The following is a 17,487-nucleotide window of genomic DNA, read 5'->3' as shown; positions in this document are numbered from 1 at the left end:
CCTTGCGGATGACGGGCGGTGCTGAGAACTGAGCGGGTGTCCTGCAGGCTCGCGCAGGGATTGCGCCTTGATTTTCTTGCAATTGCGGACCAATCTCCCTGCCGGCATTCTGGTCGGGGGGCCTCGTGTCCAATCCTGTTGCAAAGAACATCGTGCTGTTGTCGGACGGGACCGGCAACAGCGCCAAGGCCGTGTTCAAGACCAATGTCTGGCGGCTGTTCCAGCTGCTGGACCTGCGCGATCCGCGCCGGCAAGTCGCCTTCTACGACGATGGCGTCGGAACGTCCTCCTTCAAGCTGTTCGCAGCCCTCGGCGGCATCTTCGGCTTCGGCCTGAAGCGGAATGCGATTGCGATCTACAGCTTCTGCTGTCGCAACTACAAGCCGGGCGACCGCATTTACTGCTTCGGCTTCAGCCGCGGCGCGTTCACGATCCGCATCGTGGCGGCGATGATCGCGGGGCAGGGCCTCGTCGCTTACAACAACAATGAGGCCGACCTCGCGCGCTTCGCTGCGGACGCCTATCGCCGCTATCGTCGCCGCTACAACACCGGACTTCTCAGATATCTCGGCAAGATCGGCCTGGACCTCCGTAAATGGCGCGATGGGGGGATCAAGCTGCTGCGCAGGCTGCAGGGCGTTGCGCCCGAGGCTCCGCCGGCGATCGAGGTCGAGAGCGTGCATTTCGTCGGCATTTGGGACACCGTTGACGCCTATGGCGGGCCGATCGAGGAGATGACGCGCGCCATCGACTATTGGATCTGGCCGCTGTCGATGCCGGACCAGTTCATGAATTCCAAGATCCATCGCGCCTGCCACGCCCTCGCGATCGAGGAGGAGCGTGACGCCTTCCGCCCAGTGATCTGGGACGAGCGCTATGTGTGGGGACGGGACGATGCGGTCCCGGGCCGGAGTGACAAGAAGGACTGGCTGTTCGGCATCGATCACGATCCGCGCAGCGAAGCTGCGAAACTCGCCGACCCGCCGCCGCATCTGCGCACCGACCTGCCGCCACGTGACCGCGAGCGCATCAGCCAGGTGTGGTTTGCCGGCGTGCATTCCGACATCGGCGGCGGCTATCCGCAGGATGGCCTTTCCTATGTGACGCTCGATTGGATGCTCGACCGCGCCCAGGCCTATGGTCTCGTCTATCTCGACGGGCGGCGCAGGCTGCTCTACGATCCCGAGATCGATCCGCTCGATACGCTGAACGACTCGCGCAAGGGGCTTGCGGCCTACTACCGCTACAAGCCGCGCAATCTGCGCGAGATCTATGACGCGCCGCCCTACAAGCTATCGCTCCGGTACGATGTCAGTCGCATCAAGTGGCTGCTTCATTCGCCGTTCAAGGCCCAGACCGGGCTTCTTGCTGACGATCTGCATCCGAGCCTGCCGCAGCCACCTCTGCCGCCGGTGAAGCCGACCATCCACCGCACCGTGTTCGAACGCATTGGGTCGGGTCCCGATCACTATGCACCGGTGGTCGTACCCGCCGCTTACCGCGTCACGGATGAGACCGATACGCCGGTCGATGCGCTGCATCCGCTCGATCGCGGGCACGCGCGGACGCGGGTGCAGGACGATGTCTGGAATTGGGTCTGGCTGCGCCGCGTGGTCTATTTCGCCACCATGTTCGCGCTGCTGTTCGTCGCGGCGATCCCATATTTCGTCATCTATTGGCCGCGCGTGCTTTATGAGCCCTTGCATGGGCTGGTAAATCCGCTGGTCAACGGAGCGGCAGCCTTCTTGCCAAAATTTCTCGACCCATGGTTCGTCGCGTTTCGGGATTCGCCGGGGTTGCTGGTGGTCGGTGTGGCCGCTGCGCTCGGCTTGACGGCGTGGGGCACCTCACTGCAGCGAACGATCCGCGACGCCGCACGCATCGCCTGGAACGATCCATCCCGGCACAAGCCGGTGACCGGCTGGCGCGCGACGGTTTATTCGCTGCGACGCCAGGGCTGGTACATCGCCGGTTTCTACGTCCTGAAATCGTGGATCTTCCCGACCGGCATCATGTTCTGGCTGTTCTGGTGGTTGGCGTTCGGCGCGGCCAACACGGCCGGTCTGTTCTGCAAGGCAACACTGAGGCCGACCGAGGTCAACGAGACAGAGATCGGAGCATGGCATAATGGAAGTATCCGGCCGTTGTTCGAGACGCGCCACCATTGCTATCCGACAGCGCTTAGCGTGGCGCAGGACGAGACGTATCAGATCACGCTCGATGTCGGAGAGGGATGGAGCGACGGCAGCATCCCTGCATCCCCGGCCGGCTTTGGTTACGGGACCTGGACGCAGCTACCGGGCCTGCCGTTCAAGCGGCTGATCTGGTCGAACTGGTTCGCGCCCATCGTGCGGGTGGGCAGCACGGGATTGGAGGAGCATCTCCCCACCTTCCGACCCGAAGCACCCGGCAGTAGCCGTTGGACGGCCGAGTTCACCGCACGCAGCGATGGGGAGGTGTTCGTCTACGTCAACGACACCTCCATCCTGTTTCCTTGGTTGTTGTATCGATTCTATTTCAACAACAAGGGCAATGCGGCCGTCTCGCTGAAGAAGCTGTAACGGCGCGCGCCGTCACTCGGCGCTGCCGAACACGCGCCGGAAGATCGTGTCGACGTGCTTGAGGTGGTAGCCGAGGTCGAATTGCTCGTCGATCTCGGCGTCGGTGAGATACTTCTTCACCTCGGCGTCCGCCTTGAGCAAAGTGCGGAAGTCGCCTTCGCCGCGCCACACCGGCATCGCGTTGCGCTGGACCAGCTTGTAGGAGTCCTCGCGGCTCGCCCCCTTCTGGGTCAGCGCGATCAGCACGCGCTGCGAGTGCACGAGGCCGCCGAGGCGGTCGAGGTTCTTTCCCATGTTGGCGGGATAGACCAGCAGCTTCTCGACCAGGCCGGCGAGGCGCACCAGCGCGAAGTCGAGCGTCACGGTGGCGTCGGGACCGATCATGCGCTCGACCGAGGAATGCGAGATGTCGCGCTCGTGCCAGAGCACGACATTCTCCATCGCCGGCGTCACATAGGCGCGCACCATGCGGGCGAGGCCGGTGAGGTTTTCCGACAGCACCGGGTTGCGCTTGTGCGGCATTGCGGAGGAGCCCTTCTGTCCCTCCGAGAAGAATTCCTCGGCTTCCAGCACCTCGGTGCGCTGCAGGTGGCGGACTTCGGTCGCAAAGCGTTCGACCGAGGAGGCGATCACGCCGAGGGTGGCAAAGAACATCGCGTGGCGGTCACGCGGAATCACCTGGGTGGAGATCGGCTCGGGCGACAGGCCCATCGCCTTGGCGACGTGCTCCTCCACCCGCGGATCGATCTGGGCGAAGGTGCCGACGGCGCCGGAAATCGCGCAGGTCGCGACCTCCTTCCGAGCGGCGACCAGGCGCTCACGCGCGCGGGAGAATTCCGCATAGGCATAAGCGAGCTTGAGGCCGAACGTCACCGGCTCGGCATGGATGCCGTGCGAGCGGCCGATGGTCGGCGTCATCTTGTGCTCGAAGGCGCGCGTCTTCAGCGCCGCCAGCACGCGGTCGAGATCGGCGAGCAGCAGGTCGGCGGCGCGGGTGAGCTGGACGTTGAGGCAGGTGTCGAGCACGTCCGATGACGTCATGCCCTGGTGCACGAAGCGCGCCTCGGGGCCGACGATCTCGGCGAGATGGGTCAGGAAGGCGATGACGTCGTGCTTGGTCTCGCGCTCGATCTCGTCGATGCGGGCGACGTCGAAGGTGGCGTCCTTGGCTTTGGCCCAGATCGTCTTGGCCGCGTCCTTCGGAATCACGCCGAGCTGCGCCAGCGCGTCCGCCGCATGCGCCTCGATCTCGAACCAGATCTTGAACCGGGTCTGCGGCTCCCAGATCGAGGCCATTTCGGGACGGGTATAGCGGGGGATCATCGACGGCGCTCCGAGGTGGGAGGGAAGGTGGGCGGGACCGGGCGTCCGCGCCAGCATTTTACGCCGCGCTTTACCAGAGCGGCCGGATCGACACAAACGGCGGTCTTTCCGCTCGGCCGGTGCGATCGAGGTGGATTATGATACCGTTCAAAAAAATCGCGCTGACAGATATTGAAATCTGTCAGCGCGATGGTGTATGTCTCTGCCGCTGTCATGCTGAAGATCAACTTGCACTGTCTGACCATGGGTTCAGCGGTTTCAACTGCGAAGGACCGCTTCGATGAAGATTGAAAAGCGATTGTTGCACTCACAATTTCAGGACTGGCTGAATCACCAGGTCGCGCGTCACTTGGAGACCCAGGCAGCCAAATTCCGCGCGCCGTCGTCCGCCGATCGGGCCGAGACGATCCAGATCAAGGCGCATACGTCCGACACCGATATGGTGCATGCATGAATGAGGCCGTGGTTCTGACATCCGAGCGCATCCTCGAAGTCACCGAGGACGTGTTGCGCCGTTACGGGCTCGCCAAAGCGACGGTCGTCGACGTCGCGAGAGCGCTCGATGTCAGCCACGGCTCCGTCTATCGTCACTTCCCCAGCAAGGCGTCGCTGCGCGAGGCGGTTGCCAGGCGCTGGCTCGAGCGGGTCAGCGCGCCGCTGGCGCAGATCGCGGCCGAGCCGGGACCCGCGCCGGCGAAGCTGGAGCGCTGGCTGCGCGAGCTGTTCGGCGCCAAGCAGAAGCGGGTCTGTGAAGATCCGGAGATGTTCGCGACCTATCTCACCCTGGCGCGCGAGGCGTGCTCGGTGGTCAAGGCGCACAAGCAGCACCTGATCGCCCAGGTAGAGGGCATGATCGCGGAGGGGGTCGCGCAGGGGACGTTCCACGTCACTGATCCCAAGACCGCGGCCGCGGCGATCTTCGACGCGACGAGAAGTTTTCACCATCCCGCCCATGCCGACGAGTGGGGCGAGTGCACCTGTCAGGCCCGGGTCGATGCCGTGCTGACCCTGCTGCTCCGTGGACTTCAGGCGCGCTAGGCGCGCCTAGCCCGCATGAGCGCAGCGACATGCGGGTTCACACAGCTCGTAGGGTGGACAAAGGCGCGTTGCACGACATCGGCTTGGGCCGAGATCGCGCGCGCCGTGCCCACCGTCGATCAGCGAACTCATCAGTTTGATGGTGGGCACGGCGCCACTGCTGGCTCGCATGCGGCGACAGCACGGCAGCGCCTTTGCCCACCCTACGGCAGCCTACAGATTCGTCAGCCCGCTGGTCACCGCCAGCCGGACGAGCTGCGCATCCGTCTGCAATCCCGTCTTGGCCTTCACCAGATAATGATAGTTCTGCACCGTCTTGACGCTGAGGTGCAGGTTGGCGGCGATCTGCTCGGTGGTCAGGCCCGACGCGAACTGGCGTAGGATTTCGATCTCACGCTCGCCGAGCCGGTCGAGCACGGTCTGCTGCGGATCGAGACTGTCAGCGGCCAGCACGTGGGCGACGTCGTCGCTGAGCGCGCGCTCGCCGTTGATGACCATGCGGATGGCGCGGACCAGCGCCGACGGCTCGCTGCTTTTGGTGACGAAGCCGCTCGCGCCAGCGGCGAACGCCGCCTTCACCAGCGGCGCCTCGCCATGCATCGAGAACACGAGGATGCAGGCGCGGTTGTCGCGGGCGCGGATGTTGCGGATCGCCTCCAGCCCGCTGGCACCCTTCATCGAGATGTCGAGCACGACCACGTCGGGCGCATGCGCCTTGAACGCGCCATAGGCCGCCGCGGCGCTGTCGGCCTCTGCGATGACTCGAAACCCGTCCTGGCTCTCCAGCACGCGGCGATAGCCTTGCCGGACCACCGGGTGGTCGTCGACCAGCAGGATCGAAATGCCTGTGCGCTCGGGCATCCCGGTTGTCTCAGGCGGCCAGTGGAATTGTCGCGGAGACGCTGAGCCCGCGCGCGGCCGGTCCGATCGATAGCGAGCCGCCGACCGCGGCGATGCGCTCGCGGATTCCGGTCAGGCCGAAGCCGCTCGATTGCGCCAGCAGGGTCGCATCGCCGCCGCCGTCGTCCTCGACCGAGATCACGAGCGCACTGTCTGGACCCTGACGGCGCTCGACCCGCAACGACACCTCGCTCGCACTGGTGTGGCGCAGGGCGTTGGTCAGGCATTCCTGCGCCATCCGATAGGCGGTGACCGCGACCGGGCCCTGGATGTCGGCGAGGTCGCCGTGGAGGTCGAGCCGGATCGCGGGCCGCGCGGCATGCTGATAGTTCTCGGTCAGCGCGATCAGGCCTGCGGCGAGTCCGAGCTCCTCGGTGAGCGGACGGCGCAGCCGGCTCAAGGTGCCGCGCAGGCACGCCATCAGATGGCTGACGGACTGCGTAATCATCCGTGCATCCTGGGCGACCTGATCGTTGCGGCCGCTGCCGGCGCTCTCGATCGTCGAGGCAAAGGCGAGGATCGCCGTGAGGTTCTGCCCGAACTCGTCGTGCAGCTCGCGCGCCAGCGCCCGCCGCTCCTCGTCGCGGATGTCGAGCAGGCGCTCGGTCAGCGCGGCGCGCTGCTCGTTGGCCTGCGCCAGCCGGTCGCCGAGCTCGCCGACGGCGCGGCCGATCATGGCGAGCTCCATCGAGCGGAAGCGCGGCAGCGCGGGGCGGTGGTCGCCCTCGGCCATCCGCTGCAGCGCCTGGACGATGCTGCGCGCCGGCGCCAGCGCATGGGCGATCGCCAGCGAGGCCAGCACGCCGATCGCGACCGCCATCGCCAGCGCCACACCAAAGCTGTCCTGGATGCGCAGCCAGGCGAGCTGAATCGCCGCATCGGGATCGGCGATCGCCGAGACGGTTCCTGCCGTGGTGGCGCGCGCGCTGATCGGCTGCGCGACCGCCGCGTGATCGCCGAGGATGGTTTCCACGGCGCTTGAGAACCAGCGCGGCGGCGCGGCGCCGAGGCCCTTGCTCTGGCCACACAGCGGCTTCTCGAACGCCGCCTCGGGCTTGAACTGTACGCAGATGCCAGGGGCGATCAGCTTCATGGTCTCGGTCGTGCGCCAGTCGGGCAGCGGCAGCAGCCGCTCGCGCGATCGGTTGCCGCGGAGCAGCAGCTCGCGCCAATACAGCGCCTCCAACGCCTGGGAGACACGGTCGGCCGATGCCGCGGTGGCGCGGTCGACGCTGCGATAGGCGTCGACGGTGACCCATACGGCCGCGGCGGCCAGACACAGCAGCACGATCAGCGCGAGGCGCGCAATGAGCTGGAGCACGAGACGCATGCGATCCTCTCCACGGCTTTTGCCGCAGCGTAACAATGGGATGGTGCTCCGCCAAGCAAATGCACTGCAGCAAGCGGCAGGTTGGGAAATTTTCCCGAGAGCCTCGAGGCAGATGTCTTTGGACGCTGTTCCGCCGCTCTGCTTAACTCCTCTGCGAAGCGCCGAACGAAACGGCGCGCATCGGGAGTTCATGCATGAGCGTGGTCAGCAGTGCCGAACGAGTGGAACCTGCGCGCGACGCAGCCGAGCGCGGGCCGCTGCTGCTCTGGATGATCTTCACCGGTCTCACGATATTCGCCGCCGCGGTGCTCGCCCGCTACGGCTATTTCCACCTGATGGTCGCCTCCGACCGCACCTACATCTCCAGCGTCATCGCCGTGCTCTACGTCGCCACGTGCTGCCATTGCTTCTGGCGCACCAGAGCGATCGCGCGCGAGGCGGATGCGGCGCGGCGCTGCCGCGCCGTGCTGATCGGGCCCGATGCGGCGCGCGCGCTCGAACCTGATGCGCAGTTGCTTCCCAAAGGGCTCGTCACCAACCACATCCGCAGCCTCGTCACCAAGGCGCAAACGCAAGGGGCAGGGCGCCTCGACCAGACGCTGCTGCTGCGGACGCTCGCCGACCGCCTGCGCGGCTCCAACGGCTTCGGCGGCTTCGCCTCGGACACGCTGATGAAGCTCGGCCTGCTCGGCACCATCATCGGCTTCATCATCATGCTGGCGCCGATCGCGGGTCTCGACGTCAACGATAAGCTGGCGATGAAATCGTCGATGGGGCTGATGAGCGACGGCATGGCGGTGGCGATGTACACGACGCTCGCCGGCCTCGTCGGCTCGATCCTGGTGCGCATCCAGTACTACATGCTGGATGCGGCGACCGGGCGCGTGTTCTCGGACGCGGTCATGCTCACCGAGACGCGGGTGACGCCGCGGCTCGAGCGCGCGATGGATCGCGCGCCGGAGCAGGGCGCATGATGGACGATTTCGGGCTCTATCCGCGCGAGGAGCAGTTCGACCCGTTCAGCGTGATGCTGTTCAAGGCGCTGCAGATCGTCGCGTTCTTCTTCTTCATCGCGGTGCTCGCGATCTCGCCGGATGCCAAGGACGGCAAGGTCGACTCGAAGGCCGAATTCCTGATCACGATGGACTGGCCGGATAACCATCCCGACGATCTCGATCTGTTCGTGCAGGACCCGGTCGGCAACATCGCCTGGTACCGGCATCGCGAGGCCGGCTTCCTCACGCTCGACCGCGACGACCGCGGCGGCGCCAACGATTTCATCCTGGTCAACGGCTTGAAGATCCCGTCCCCGATCCGCGAGGAGATTGTCACCGTCAGAGGCATCGTCGCCGGCGAATACACCGTCAACATTTCGCATTTCCAGAACGTCAGCGGCGCGCCGGTCGAGGCCACGGTGAAGGTGCAGAAGCTCAACCCGACCGCGCAGGTGATCTTCGACGACAAGGTCGTGCTCGACCATTCCGGCGACGAGAAGACGGCGCTGCGCTTCAAGCTCAATGCCGAGGGCAAGGTGATCGACGTGCAGCGCCGGCCGAAATCGCTCTTGGAGACGTTCCGCAGCAATTGGCGCAACGGCGCCGATATCGATCCCAAGACCGGCGTCAGGATGCTCAGGCCATGACGAGCAATCTGCAGACCGTCATCGTCACGCTGTCCGTGTGCTACGCGCTGATCGGCGCGCTGCTCTTGCTGGTGCTGGTCTATGCAAGGCTGCCTTGGCAGGCCAAGGCGGTCGCCGTGGTCATCACCAGCGCGTTCTATGTCGGCAGCTTCGCCGGCGCCCGCGGCCTGCTCGGCTGGGCCAGCGTCGACCGGCTGCCGAGGAGCTTCAAGGTGCTGCAGGTGCGGATCGTCGATCCGCACTCCGTCGAGGGCGATCCCGGCACGGTCTATCTGTGGGTCGAGGCGCTCGACGACGACAACCGTCCGAGCGGCGTGCCGCGCGCCTACCGTATCCCCTACAGCGACACACTTGCCGACAAGGCCCAGCACGCCGCCGACCAGATCGCGGCCGGCCATCCGCAGGGCGGCCGCGCCGCCGATTTCGGCACCGGCGACGGCGGGGTCATCGATGCCGCGCGCGAATACATTCTGCCGAAGACGATCATCGAGACCGCCGGCGGTGATCCCTCCACCGGCGAGTTCAAGGCCGCCAAGAACGCCGGCGACGGCGTCTCGTTCACACCACTGCTGCCGCCGCGCATGCCGCCGAAGGACGAGCAGTAGGGGCTATTGAGTTTCAGGGACCACACCCCTTCAGATACGTGCCGGTCCCCATGAGGTCGTCATTCCGGGGCATTCGCGCGCCCCGGAACGACCTCGTAGCGTGATCAATAGTCCCAGATCGCCGGCACCCAGCGGAAGACCTCGCCGTCGGCAGCGACGCGGCCGATCGAGGGGAAGGGCAAATGGGTGGCGACCAGCATCTCGCCTGATGCGGCGAGCTCGCGCAGCAGGCGGATGCGCACGCGCGCCGCCTCGTCGGGATCGTGCTCGAAACCGTTGTACCATTCGGGCTGCTCGAAGCCGACGGCAAACACGGCATCGCCGGCGAATGTCAGCGCATCGTCGCCGCCGGTGACGCGGACCACGCTGTGTCCCGGCGTGTGTCCGCCGGTGCGGCGGGCGACGACGCCGGGTGCCACTTCGTGCTGATCGTCGAAGGTCCGCAGCTGGCTCGCGTACTCGTTCAGGAAGCGCGTGGCAGTCGCGCGCAGCGCGTCCGGGAAGCCGGGCGGCATCGCGGTGCGCGAGAAGTCCGGCTGCTTCCAGAACGCGACCTCGCGCGCAGCGACGTGGATGCGCAGATCCTTGCGCAGCTGCTGCTTCACGCCGTCGACCAGCAGCCCGCCGATATGGTCCATGTGCAGATGAGTCAGCACGAGATCGGTGACGGCCCCGAGCTCGATGCCGGCGGCCTCGAGGCGCCGGATCAACTGTCCCGCGCGGGGAAGATGCAGGTCGGGATCGGAGCCGAGGCCGGCGTCGATCAGGATGGTCTGCCCGCCGCTGCGGACCATGACGGCATTCAGCGCCCAGTCGAACGCGTCCTGCGGCAGGTACATGTCGTGCAGCCAGGCGGCGCGCGCGGCCGGCGCGGCGTTGTAGGCGAGCATCTCCGTCGGCAGCGGCAGCACGCCGTCGCTGATCACGAGCACCTCGATGTCGCCGAGATCAAGGGCGTAGCGCGACGGCACGCGCTCGTCGCGGGCCGTTGCGGGGATGTGCGATCGGTTATGCAGATTCATGGTCGTCTCCTGGGGTGTGTTGAGGCACGGCGTCGTAGGCCGTACCGACGAGGGCCTCATGGTTCGAGACGCGCCGCTTGCCGGCGCTCCTCACCATGAGGATTGAAATCTCGCCGCGACTTCAGGCCTCGTCCTGAGGAGCACGCCGCAGGCGTGCGTCTCGAAGGACGGCCGCAACGTCGCCGCTCGGACGGCGCCTAGAGGTCGGTCACGCGTTCCGGATCGGCGGATGCGAGGGCCGCGGCGCGCTCGGCGCGGGGCGGATAGATCCAGACGGTGTTGATCTCGCGCTTGGTGTTCTTGGCGGTGTCGCCGACCATCTCGACCTTGCGCTCCCAGCCCCGCGTGAACAGAGCGCCGGCTTCGCCGAGATCGAGACAGGTGACGTAAGCCTTTTGGTGATAGGCTTTGGTCTTGATACCCAGCAGCGCGGCCGCGGCGTTGTTTCCGGCAAAGGCGCCCATGCGCGTGGCGTGCTGGCACGACATCAGCGCAATGGTGCCGGCATCGTCGCACGCCGCGTGCGCGGCATCGCCGGCGACGAAGATGCCCGCAAGTCCGGGCACGCGCAGATCGCGATCGACCAGCAGGCGGCCGGATCTGTCGCGTTCGGCCGGGATCTGCATCGTCAGCGGCGCGGCGCGCAGGCCGGCGGCCCAGACCACCGTTTGGGTCTCGATGTGCTCCCCGGTCGATAAGGTCACGCCGGAGGCATCGAGCGCAGTGACGCCTGCGCCGAGCCGCGTCCCGATGCCGAGCTTGCGCAGCGCCTCTTCGATGACGGGGCGGGCGTCGTCGCCCATGTCGGGCGCGATGCGGTCGTTGCGCTCGACGATGATGACGCGCGGCGCGGCGCCATCGCCCAGGATCTCACGGAGCCGCGCGGGCAGCTCGGTGGCCGCCTCGATGCCGGTGAAGCCGCCGCCGGCGACGACGACCGTGTCGCGCGCCTTGGTCGCGGGCTGGCGGGCGAGCGCGTGCAGATGCCTGTCGAGGGCCGTGGCATCGTCGAGCGCGTCGACGCTGAAGCCGTGCTCGGCGAGACCAGGGATATCCGGGCGGAACAGGCGGCTGCCGGCGGCGATGACGAGGCTGTCATAGGCCAACGATTCGCGCGTACCATCCGCGCTTCTGATCTGAACTCTGCGCTGAGACGCGTCGATCGTCTCGGCGCAGCCCTGGATGTAGTCCACGTCGATGGCGGCGAGCACGTCGCGCAGCGGCGCGGTCATGCTCTCCGGCTTGGGCTCGTACAGCCTGGGCCGGACCACCAGCGTCGGCTCCGGCGCGATGAGGGCGATCTCGAGCCGATTGGGCGAGGCGCCCTGGATGTCGCGCAGGCGGGCGGCGGAGAGGGCGGCGTACATGCCGGCGAAACCGGCACCGATGATGAGGAGGCGCATGGGGATCGATCCTGTGTTTGGTTGACGAACACGCGCGTCATCGTCGCCACTCGGCGTGAGCACAGTCGGGAACGATCAATGACGCGAAAGGTGACGCGGGGCGCCGGCGCCTAGGACGCGGCGCAGTTCGGCAATGAGGCCAGCAGCGCGGGCTCGCTACAGAAGGCGCGAGGGCTTGGCAGCGACCCCTGGTGCAGGAGCTCCGGCAGCGCCGGCCTGCCAAGCGATGTCCGCTCGACCAGCACAGCTGATGGCAAGAGCTCGCTGCTTCGGACGGCCTGCGCCGCCGCCTCGTCGCCCATCGGCGAGATGAAGTGCATGCTCAGCGATAGTCCATAGATCACCGTGGTCGAGACCACCTGTCGTCGCGGCGCATGCGCAAAACGCTTACAGTTCATCGTCTATCTCCGTCCGTTGTGACCTTGCAATCTCTAGCGGAGGGAACGACCGGCTGCCCCAGCGCGATTGCCGCCATTGTCGCGCGATTGCGGTCAACGCGTGCGTCGGCGCCAATCGCTCGGCGTCTCGCCGGTGAGCTTCTTGAACGCTGCCGCGAAGGCGGTCTGCGACGCATAGCCGAGCGTCGCTGATATCCCGACCACCGGCTCATCGGTGTCGCGCAGCATGGTCATTGCCTGTTCGAGCCGGTGCTGGCGCAGCCAGGCGTGCGGCGACAGCCCGGTGCTCTCCTTGAATGCTCGGCAGAAATGAAAGCGCGACAGGCCCGCGTCGGCGGCCAGCGCTGCGAGCGACACATCGGCATCGCTGTCCGAGCGCAGACGTTCGATCGACCGGCGCAGCACGGTGGGCGAGAGGCCTCCTGCCGCTGGTCGTAGCGGCATTGGCGCGCCGGTATGAGCAGCGAGCAGGCGGGTGGCGAGCAGGTCGGTCAATTGCTGCCTGAACAGCATGTCCAGCGCGGTGCTGCCGTCGAGCGCGTCGGCTGCGCTCAGCAGCAGGCGGGATGTAATGGCGTCGGGATGCGCGGTGCGCTCGATGAGGTCGCCGGGACGGTCCGCCAGGGCCTCGCCGGCGATGCGCAGCAGCGTCCGCTGCGGCAGATAGAGCTGAACGACATGCATGGGACGGTGGATGTCCCAGCGCGACGTGGAGCCGGCCGGAATGATCGTCACGACGCCGGGATGCGCGGTGCCGGTGGCGATCGATCCCCCCGTGCGCCGCTCCAATAGCTGCGAGCCGGCCGGATAGGTCATGAGGACATGGTCGACCATCGGCTCGACGACGTCGTGCAGCGGCTCGTGGGTCCAGAATGCGATGGCGCCGCTGTGCGGATCGGAGGCCATGCGCAGCGGCTTCGTCTTGAGCACGCGCGCCATCTCGACATCGGCGGCGCGCCCGTGAGCGGGAGAGGGGTTGTCCGGCCTTGCGGCCGGCGCGCGTGGCCAGTCGGCGTGCGAGCTGTTGCGCATGAAAGTGCTTTCCGGGTCCAGACCCATCGTGCTCAGCACCGCGATGCGGATAGATGGTCGGCGCGGGTTCTAGGCAGTGCGGGGCCGCGGCGTCTTTCCGGAAACGATCGCGCTTTGCCGAATTCTGCGCCGCGCCGGCGGCGCACTGTTCACAAGCTGATGAGGTCGGCGCGACACCGGTGCTGCGCGCAAGGCGAGGCTTCGATCGGCTTGAATTCGCTTGGGAAGATACATTGGCGCCCGGGGCGTCCGATCGTGACACGCGAAGGTTCCATCCGGCGAAAGCTGGACCAGGGACGGCCGATGGCGGATAATCCGGGACCGAATGGCGGCCGCCGCCGCTGACGCCGCTTCGCTTCACAACCGAGACCCAATCCATGGCACAGGCGCTGACCTTCGCGCAAAGCGTGGGACGTTTCCTGCATCTCAAAGACGCACCGCCGAGCCTCGTCACGCGATCGCTGCGCAGCGCCGAGCTCGCGGTCACCGAGACGCGGAACGACGATCCCGAGCCGCGGCTGTCGGAGTCGATGCCGGCCGAAGACGCCTATCTCGTGAGCCTCAAGCTGCGCGATTTCGATGCCTGCGAGTGCTGGGAGGAGGGTCGTTGCGTGACCAAGCGTGACATTCACGCCGGCGCCACCTATCTCTACGATCTCAAGCGCGACCCGCGCTACGTCATCGACAAGCCCTTCCACTCGCTGTTCTTCTATCTGCCGCGTTCCGCTCTGGACGGTCTGGCGCGACAGGCAGGCAGGCCGCGGCTCGGCGAGCTCGCCTATCGGCCCGGCATCGGCCACGACGATGCGATCGTCCGCCATCTCGGGTCGACGTTTCTCGCGGCATTGCGCCGGCCGGACGAGGCGAACCAACTCGTCATCGACCATCTGATGCTGGCGCTGACGGCGCATGTCGCCGCGACCTATGGCGGGCTGCAGCAGGCTGAACCGGCGCGCGGCGGCCTCGCTCCCTGGCAGGTCAGGCGCGCGTGCGAGCTGTTGGAGTCCGAACTCGGCGGAAAGCTCTCACTGCAGCAGATCGCAGTGGAGTTCGATCTCTCCGTCAGCCACTTCTCGCGCGCCTTCCGCATCTCGACCGGCCGGCCGCCACACCAATGGCTGCTGCACCAGCGGGTCGAGCGCACCAAGCAGCTGATGGCGCAGCGACACCTCTCGCTCTCCGAGATTGCCATGTCAGCGGGCTTCGCCAACCAGAGCCACTTCACGCGCGTGTTCTCGGCGCTGACCGGCACCAGCCCAGGCCGGTGGCGCGCTGCGGCGCAGGATGGCGCAGAAGGTTAAGCTCCGAAGGTGAGCTTCCGGGGAGGGGGGCGCGGAGCTGCCGGTGGATGTAGTCACTTGATCTCAGGGACCAAAGTTAAACTTGGGCGACTTCCCGTTCATCCACATCAGGCCCTGGCACACCGGCTTCTTTGAGAGCGCGCGCTAGTTTGGCGTAAAGATTTGGGTTGCCGCGGATACTGGAAGGGTCATTGGCGACTGTCGAATGAAACCAGCTCGTCCCGGGAATGGTCAGGTGGATGTGACCGGTCTTCTGATCGTACCACGCTCCCATCTTGAGATATGCTGAATTCCCGCCGCGCTGAGATTTGCTGATGCCGTCGGTCATGGCCGAGCCTCCTTTGCCGGGGTCGAGCAACGCCCATTCTGATGCTGCCATCCCGCCCCGAGCAAGGGGGCTTGGGCCGTGATCGTCACGAGACGTGGGGCGTTCGCTGAACTCGTGGTAACTGCCGCCGCTTTTTCTGCAGGTTGGCGACGGGGCAGGCCTCACCAGGCCTTTCCCGTGCCCTCTCGCTTTCTCGATGGGGCGCAGCGATAGCGAATTCGGGCGTGATCCGCTGCGAGAACGGTGGTCGTGCCGCTGGTGAATCGGTCGCGCTCAAAAACCTCTTGCTCCGGCTCGTCTGGTTTGATGTTGCTCAAATTCCGTGCCAAGGCCGCTTGTACGGTGGAACCGGGAGGAAGCGGGTGCTGCTGGCGATTTTGACCGACATCCATGCCAATCGGCAGGCCTTTGCGGCCTGCTTGGAGGCGGCGCGTGCGCGTGGCGCGGATCGTCTCATCTGTCTCGGCGACATCGTCGGCTATGGCGCCGATCCGGAATGGTCGGTCGACACCGTCATGGAGATCGTCGCCGGTGGCGGGCTGGCGGTGCGCGGCAATCATGACAATGCCGTCTCGGTCGCGAGCGAGACCATGAATGCCGAGGCGCAGGCGGCGATGGAGTGGACGCGCGGCCGGCTCAGCGCCGAGCAGCGCCGCTTTCTCGCCGAGCTGCCGATGAGCATCGGTGACGACGACCGGTTGTTCGTGCATGCGGAGGCCTCGAGCCCGCCGCGCTGGCGCTATGTGCAGTCGTCGGCCGACGCGGCCCGCAGCATGATCGCGACCGAGGCGCAGGTGACGTTCTGCGGCCACATCCATCGTCCCGCGCTGTATTCGATGTCCGCGACCGCGAAGATGACGAGCTTCACCCCGACCGCCAACATGCCCATTCAGCTGTTGCGCGGCCGGCAATGGCTGGCCGTGGTCGGCTCGGTCGGCCAGCCGCGCGACGGTGATCCTGCCGCGTCGTTCGTGACCTTCGACACCAAGACCCGCGAGCTGACCTATTGCCGCGTGCCCTACGACGTCGAGGCGGCGGCGCAGCGCATTCGCGACAACGGCCTGCCGCCCTGGCTGGCGCAGCGGCTCTCGATGGGGCGATAGAACATGCCGAGGTCAAAGCTTCAGCCGGGCGTCGTGATCGACGGCTTCACGGTCGGCGAATGCGTGCATTCCGGCGGCATGGCGACGTTGTGGAGCGTCACCCGTCCGGATATCGACCGGCCGATCCTGATGAAGGTGCCGCGCGTCTCCGAGGGCGAGGACCCCGCGGCGATCGTCAGCTTCGAGATGGAGCAGATGATTCTGCCAAGACTGTCGGGACCGCACGTGCCGGCCTGTTTCGGCACCGGCGATTTCGCCACCCAGGCCTATGTCGTGATCGAGCAGATTCCGGGCGAGACGCTGTACAAGCGGCTGCCCGAGCTGCCGCTTGCCTACGAGGAGGCGCGGGTGCTGGTCGCGAAGATCGCGACCGCGCTCGCCGACATTCACCGGCAGCACGTGATCCATCACGACATCAAGCCATCGAGCATCATGTTCCGGCCGTCAGGGGAGGCGGTGCTGATCGACTACGGCCTGTCCTGCCATAAGCACCTGCCGGATCTGTTGCAGGAGGAATTCCGCCTGCCTTACGGCACCGCGCCCTACATGGCGCCCGAGCGCATGATGGGGACGCGCAGCGATCCGCGCAGCGACATTTTTTCGCTCGGCGTGCTGCTCTATTTCTTCACCACCGGCGTGCGGCCGTTCGGCGAGAGCGAGACCCTGCGCGGCATGCGCCGACGCCTATGGCGCGATCCGTATCCGCCGCGGCAGCTCAAGCCGGACTATCCACCGTGGCTGCAGGAGATCGTGCTGCGCTGCCTGGAGATCGAGCCGGTGTGGCGCTATCCGACCGCGGCGCAACTCGCCTTCGATCTCGGCCATCCCGACCAGGTCAAGCTCACGGCGCGTTCGGCGAAGGTGACGCGCGATCCGATCACCACGGTGTGGCGCCGCCGCTTCAACCGCGGCCTGGTGCAGCCGGAACAGAAATCATCCGACGTCGCGGCGCAGATCGCCTCCAGCCCGATCGTGGCGGTCGCGATCGACACCGTGGAAGGCGGCGAGGAGCTCAACGGCGCGCTGCGGCTGACGGCGCAGCGCATCCTCGCCACTTTGCCCGCGGCGCGGCTCGCCTGCGTCAACGTGCTGAAGCTCGGGCGCCTCACCATCGACCGCACCCTGGACGAGGAGGGCAACAACAAGCACATCGACCGCATGGTCGCGCTGAAGCACTGGGCGACGCCGCTCAAGCTCGACGCCAGCCGGCTGACGGTGCACGTGCTGGAGGCCGTCGATCCGGCCGCCGCCATCATCGAGTTCGCCGAGGCCAACCAGGTCGACCACATCATCATCGGCGCCCGCCGCGATTCCGTGTTGCGCTCGCTGCTCGGCAGCGTCTCGGCGAAGGTCGCCGCGGAGGCGGGCTGCACCGTCACGGTGGTGCGCACACGCCACGTGGTGCGCGAGGCGGATGAGGAGGATGACGACGCGCCGGCGAAGGCGGTGTCGGGGACGTGAGCGTCAGAGTTGAGATTGAAGTCCGGTTCCGATCGCGCGC

At 66.6% G+C, this 17,487-nt stretch carries 17 protein-coding genes; 9 read left to right on the top strand and 8 right to left on the bottom strand.

The genetic code is table 11. The features are described from left to right. Positions 1-125 precede the first annotated feature (125 nt). On the top strand, positions 126-2,561 hold the full coding sequence (locus QW881_RS12170) for a DUF2235 domain-containing protein (protein ID WP_315758993.1): 2,436 nt from the start codon (positions 126-128) through the stop codon (positions 2,559-2,561). A 12-nt stretch (positions 2,562-2,573) separates the two neighbouring features. On the opposite strand, the gene purB is transcribed toward QW881_RS12170, so the two are convergent. Further along, entirely contained in the window at positions 2,574-3,884 is a 1,311-nt protein-coding gene (gene purB, locus QW881_RS12165; RefSeq protein ID WP_315758992.1) for an adenylosuccinate lyase, read from the bottom strand. 280 nt (positions 3,885-4,164) lie between these two features. Between purB and QW881_RS12160 the strand changes: the two genes are divergently transcribed. Both QW881_RS12160 and QW881_RS12155 read left to right on the top strand, forming a co-directional pair. Further along, positions 4,165-4,338, top strand: coding sequence for a hypothetical protein (locus QW881_RS12160; RefSeq protein WP_315737391.1), 174 nt, complete (start codon positions 4,165-4,167; stop codon positions 4,336-4,338). Beyond that, entirely contained in the window at positions 4,335-4,922 is a 588-nt protein-coding gene (locus QW881_RS12155; protein ID WP_315737392.1) for a TetR family transcriptional regulator, read from the top strand. The genes QW881_RS12160 and QW881_RS12155 overlap by 4 nt, the downstream gene beginning before the upstream one ends. Positions 4,923-5,135: 213 nt before the next feature. Here QW881_RS12155 and QW881_RS12150 read toward each other — a convergent pair whose 3' ends face one another. Continuing rightward, positions 5,136-5,783 (bottom strand): response regulator transcription factor, encoded by a 648-nt coding sequence (locus QW881_RS12150; RefSeq protein WP_315758991.1) that lies wholly within the window; start codon positions 5,781-5,783, stop codon positions 5,136-5,138. 10 nt (positions 5,784-5,793) lie between these two features. Next, entirely contained in the window at positions 5,794-7,152 is a 1,359-nt protein-coding gene (locus QW881_RS12145) for a histidine kinase (RefSeq protein WP_315758989.1), read from the bottom strand. A 194-nt stretch (positions 7,153-7,346) separates the two neighbouring features. Here QW881_RS12145 and QW881_RS12140 point away from each other — a divergent pair, with 194 nt between their 5' ends. From QW881_RS12140 to QW881_RS12130, 3 genes are read left to right on the top strand one after another with little or no spacing between them, the layout of a single operon-like run. Beyond that, positions 7,347-8,126, top strand: a complete 780-nt coding sequence (locus QW881_RS12140; RefSeq protein ID WP_315758988.1) for a MotA/TolQ/ExbB proton channel family protein — start codon at positions 7,347-7,349, stop codon at positions 8,124-8,126. Next, positions 8,123-8,794 (top strand): hypothetical protein, encoded by a 672-nt coding sequence (locus QW881_RS12135; RefSeq protein WP_315737396.1) that lies wholly within the window; start codon positions 8,123-8,125, stop codon positions 8,792-8,794. The genes QW881_RS12140 and QW881_RS12135 overlap by 4 nt, the downstream gene beginning before the upstream one ends. Continuing rightward, on the top strand, positions 8,791-9,399 hold the full coding sequence (locus tag QW881_RS12130) for a hypothetical protein (protein ID WP_315758986.1): 609 nt from the start codon (positions 8,791-8,793) through the stop codon (positions 9,397-9,399). The genes QW881_RS12135 and QW881_RS12130 overlap by 4 nt, the downstream gene beginning before the upstream one ends. A gap of 104 nt (positions 9,400-9,503) precedes the next feature. On the opposite strand, the gene QW881_RS12125 is transcribed toward QW881_RS12130, so the two are convergent. The 4 genes from QW881_RS12125 to QW881_RS12110 form a co-directional block, all read right to left on the bottom strand. Further along, a complete protein-coding gene (locus QW881_RS12125) occupies positions 9,504-10,421 on the bottom strand; it encodes an MBL fold metallo-hydrolase (protein ID WP_315758985.1) in 918 nt (305 codons plus the stop codon). 197 nt (positions 10,422-10,618) lie between these two features. Further along, on the bottom strand, positions 10,619-11,824 hold the full coding sequence (locus tag QW881_RS12120; RefSeq protein WP_315758984.1) for an NAD(P)/FAD-dependent oxidoreductase: 1,206 nt from the start codon (positions 11,822-11,824) through the stop codon (positions 10,619-10,621). 110 nt (positions 11,825-11,934) lie between these two features. After that, on the bottom strand, positions 11,935-12,222 hold the full coding sequence (locus QW881_RS12115) for a hypothetical protein (protein WP_315758983.1): 288 nt from the start codon (positions 12,220-12,222) through the stop codon (positions 11,935-11,937). Positions 12,223-12,315: 93 nt separating this feature from the next. Beyond that, positions 12,316-13,254: an AraC family transcriptional regulator gene (locus tag QW881_RS12110; protein WP_315758982.1), complete on the bottom strand. Its 939-nt coding sequence runs from the start codon at positions 13,252-13,254 to the stop codon at positions 12,316-12,318. A gap of 377 nt (positions 13,255-13,631) precedes the next feature. Between QW881_RS12110 and QW881_RS12105 the strand changes: the two genes are divergently transcribed. Further along, positions 13,632-14,555 carry an AraC family transcriptional regulator gene (locus tag QW881_RS12105; RefSeq protein ID WP_315758981.1) on the top strand — a complete coding sequence of 308 codons (924 nt, stop codon included), beginning with the start codon at positions 13,632-13,634 and terminating at the stop codon, positions 14,553-14,555. Between the two features lie 76 nt (positions 14,556-14,631). On the opposite strand, the gene QW881_RS12100 is transcribed toward QW881_RS12105, so the two are convergent. Next, on the bottom strand, positions 14,632-14,883 hold the full coding sequence (locus QW881_RS12100; RefSeq protein ID WP_315758980.1) for a hypothetical protein: 252 nt from the start codon (positions 14,881-14,883) through the stop codon (positions 14,632-14,634). A gap of 362 nt (positions 14,884-15,245) precedes the next feature. Here QW881_RS12100 and QW881_RS12095 point away from each other — a divergent pair, with 362 nt between their 5' ends. Continuing rightward, on the top strand, positions 15,246-15,986 hold the full coding sequence (locus tag QW881_RS12095) for a metallophosphoesterase family protein (protein ID WP_315737398.1): 741 nt from the start codon (positions 15,246-15,248) through the stop codon (positions 15,984-15,986). A 3-nt stretch (positions 15,987-15,989) separates the two neighbouring features. Further along, a complete protein-coding gene (locus QW881_RS12090; protein ID WP_316158411.1) occupies positions 15,990-17,447 on the top strand; it encodes a bifunctional serine/threonine-protein kinase/universal stress protein in 1,458 nt (485 codons plus the stop codon). Positions 17,448-17,487: the final 40 nt, after the last annotated feature.

It is taken from the genome of Bradyrhizobium sp. SZCCHNS3016, assembly GCF_032484535.1.
In the GTDB taxonomy this organism is placed as follows: Bacteria; Pseudomonadota; Alphaproteobacteria; order Rhizobiales; family Xanthobacteraceae; genus Bradyrhizobium.
The sequence above is the reverse complement of the archived record's forward strand: the minus strand, read 5'-3'. Positions and strand labels throughout refer to the sequence as shown.

Coding starts and splice junctions, on each gene's coding strand:
- purB (WP_315758992.1), bottom strand. CDS start 3,884: ATGATCCCCCGCTATACCCGTCCCGAAATGGCCTCGATCTGGGAGCCG.
- QW881_RS12160 (WP_315737391.1), top strand. CDS start 4,165: ATGAAGATTGAAAAGCGATTGTTGCACTCACAATTTCAGGACTGGCTG.
- QW881_RS12155 (WP_315737392.1), top strand. CDS start 4,335: ATGAATGAGGCCGTGGTTCTGACATCCGAGCGCATCCTCGAAGTCACC.
- QW881_RS12150 (WP_315758991.1), bottom strand. CDS start 5,783: ATGCCCGAGCGCACAGGCATTTCGATCCTGCTGGTCGACGACCACCCG.
- QW881_RS12145 (WP_315758989.1), bottom strand. CDS start 7,152: ATGCGTCTCGTGCTCCAGCTCATTGCGCGCCTCGCGCTGATCGTGCTG.
- QW881_RS12140 (WP_315758988.1), top strand. CDS start 7,347: ATGAGCGTGGTCAGCAGTGCCGAACGAGTGGAACCTGCGCGCGACGCA.
- QW881_RS12135 (WP_315737396.1), top strand. CDS start 8,123: ATGATGGACGATTTCGGGCTCTATCCGCGCGAGGAGCAGTTCGACCCG.
- QW881_RS12130 (WP_315758986.1), top strand. CDS start 8,791: ATGACGAGCAATCTGCAGACCGTCATCGTCACGCTGTCCGTGTGCTAC.
- QW881_RS12125 (WP_315758985.1), bottom strand. CDS start 10,421: ATGAATCTGCATAACCGATCGCACATCCCCGCAACGGCCCGCGACGAG.
- QW881_RS12120 (WP_315758984.1), bottom strand. CDS start 11,824: ATGCGCCTCCTCATCATCGGTGCCGGTTTCGCCGGCATGTACGCCGCC.
- QW881_RS12115 (WP_315758983.1), bottom strand. CDS start 12,222: ATGAACTGTAAGCGTTTTGCGCATGCGCCGCGACGACAGGTGGTCTCG.
- QW881_RS12110 (WP_315758982.1), bottom strand. CDS start 13,254: ATGCGCAACAGCTCGCACGCCGACTGGCCACGCGCGCCGGCCGCAAGG.
- QW881_RS12105 (WP_315758981.1), top strand. CDS start 13,632: ATGGCACAGGCGCTGACCTTCGCGCAAAGCGTGGGACGTTTCCTGCAT.
- QW881_RS12100 (WP_315758980.1), bottom strand. CDS start 14,883: ATGACCGACGGCATCAGCAAATCTCAGCGCGGCGGGAATTCAGCATAT.
- QW881_RS12090 (WP_316158411.1), top strand. CDS start 15,990: ATGCCGAGGTCAAAGCTTCAGCCGGGCGTCGTGATCGACGGCTTCACG.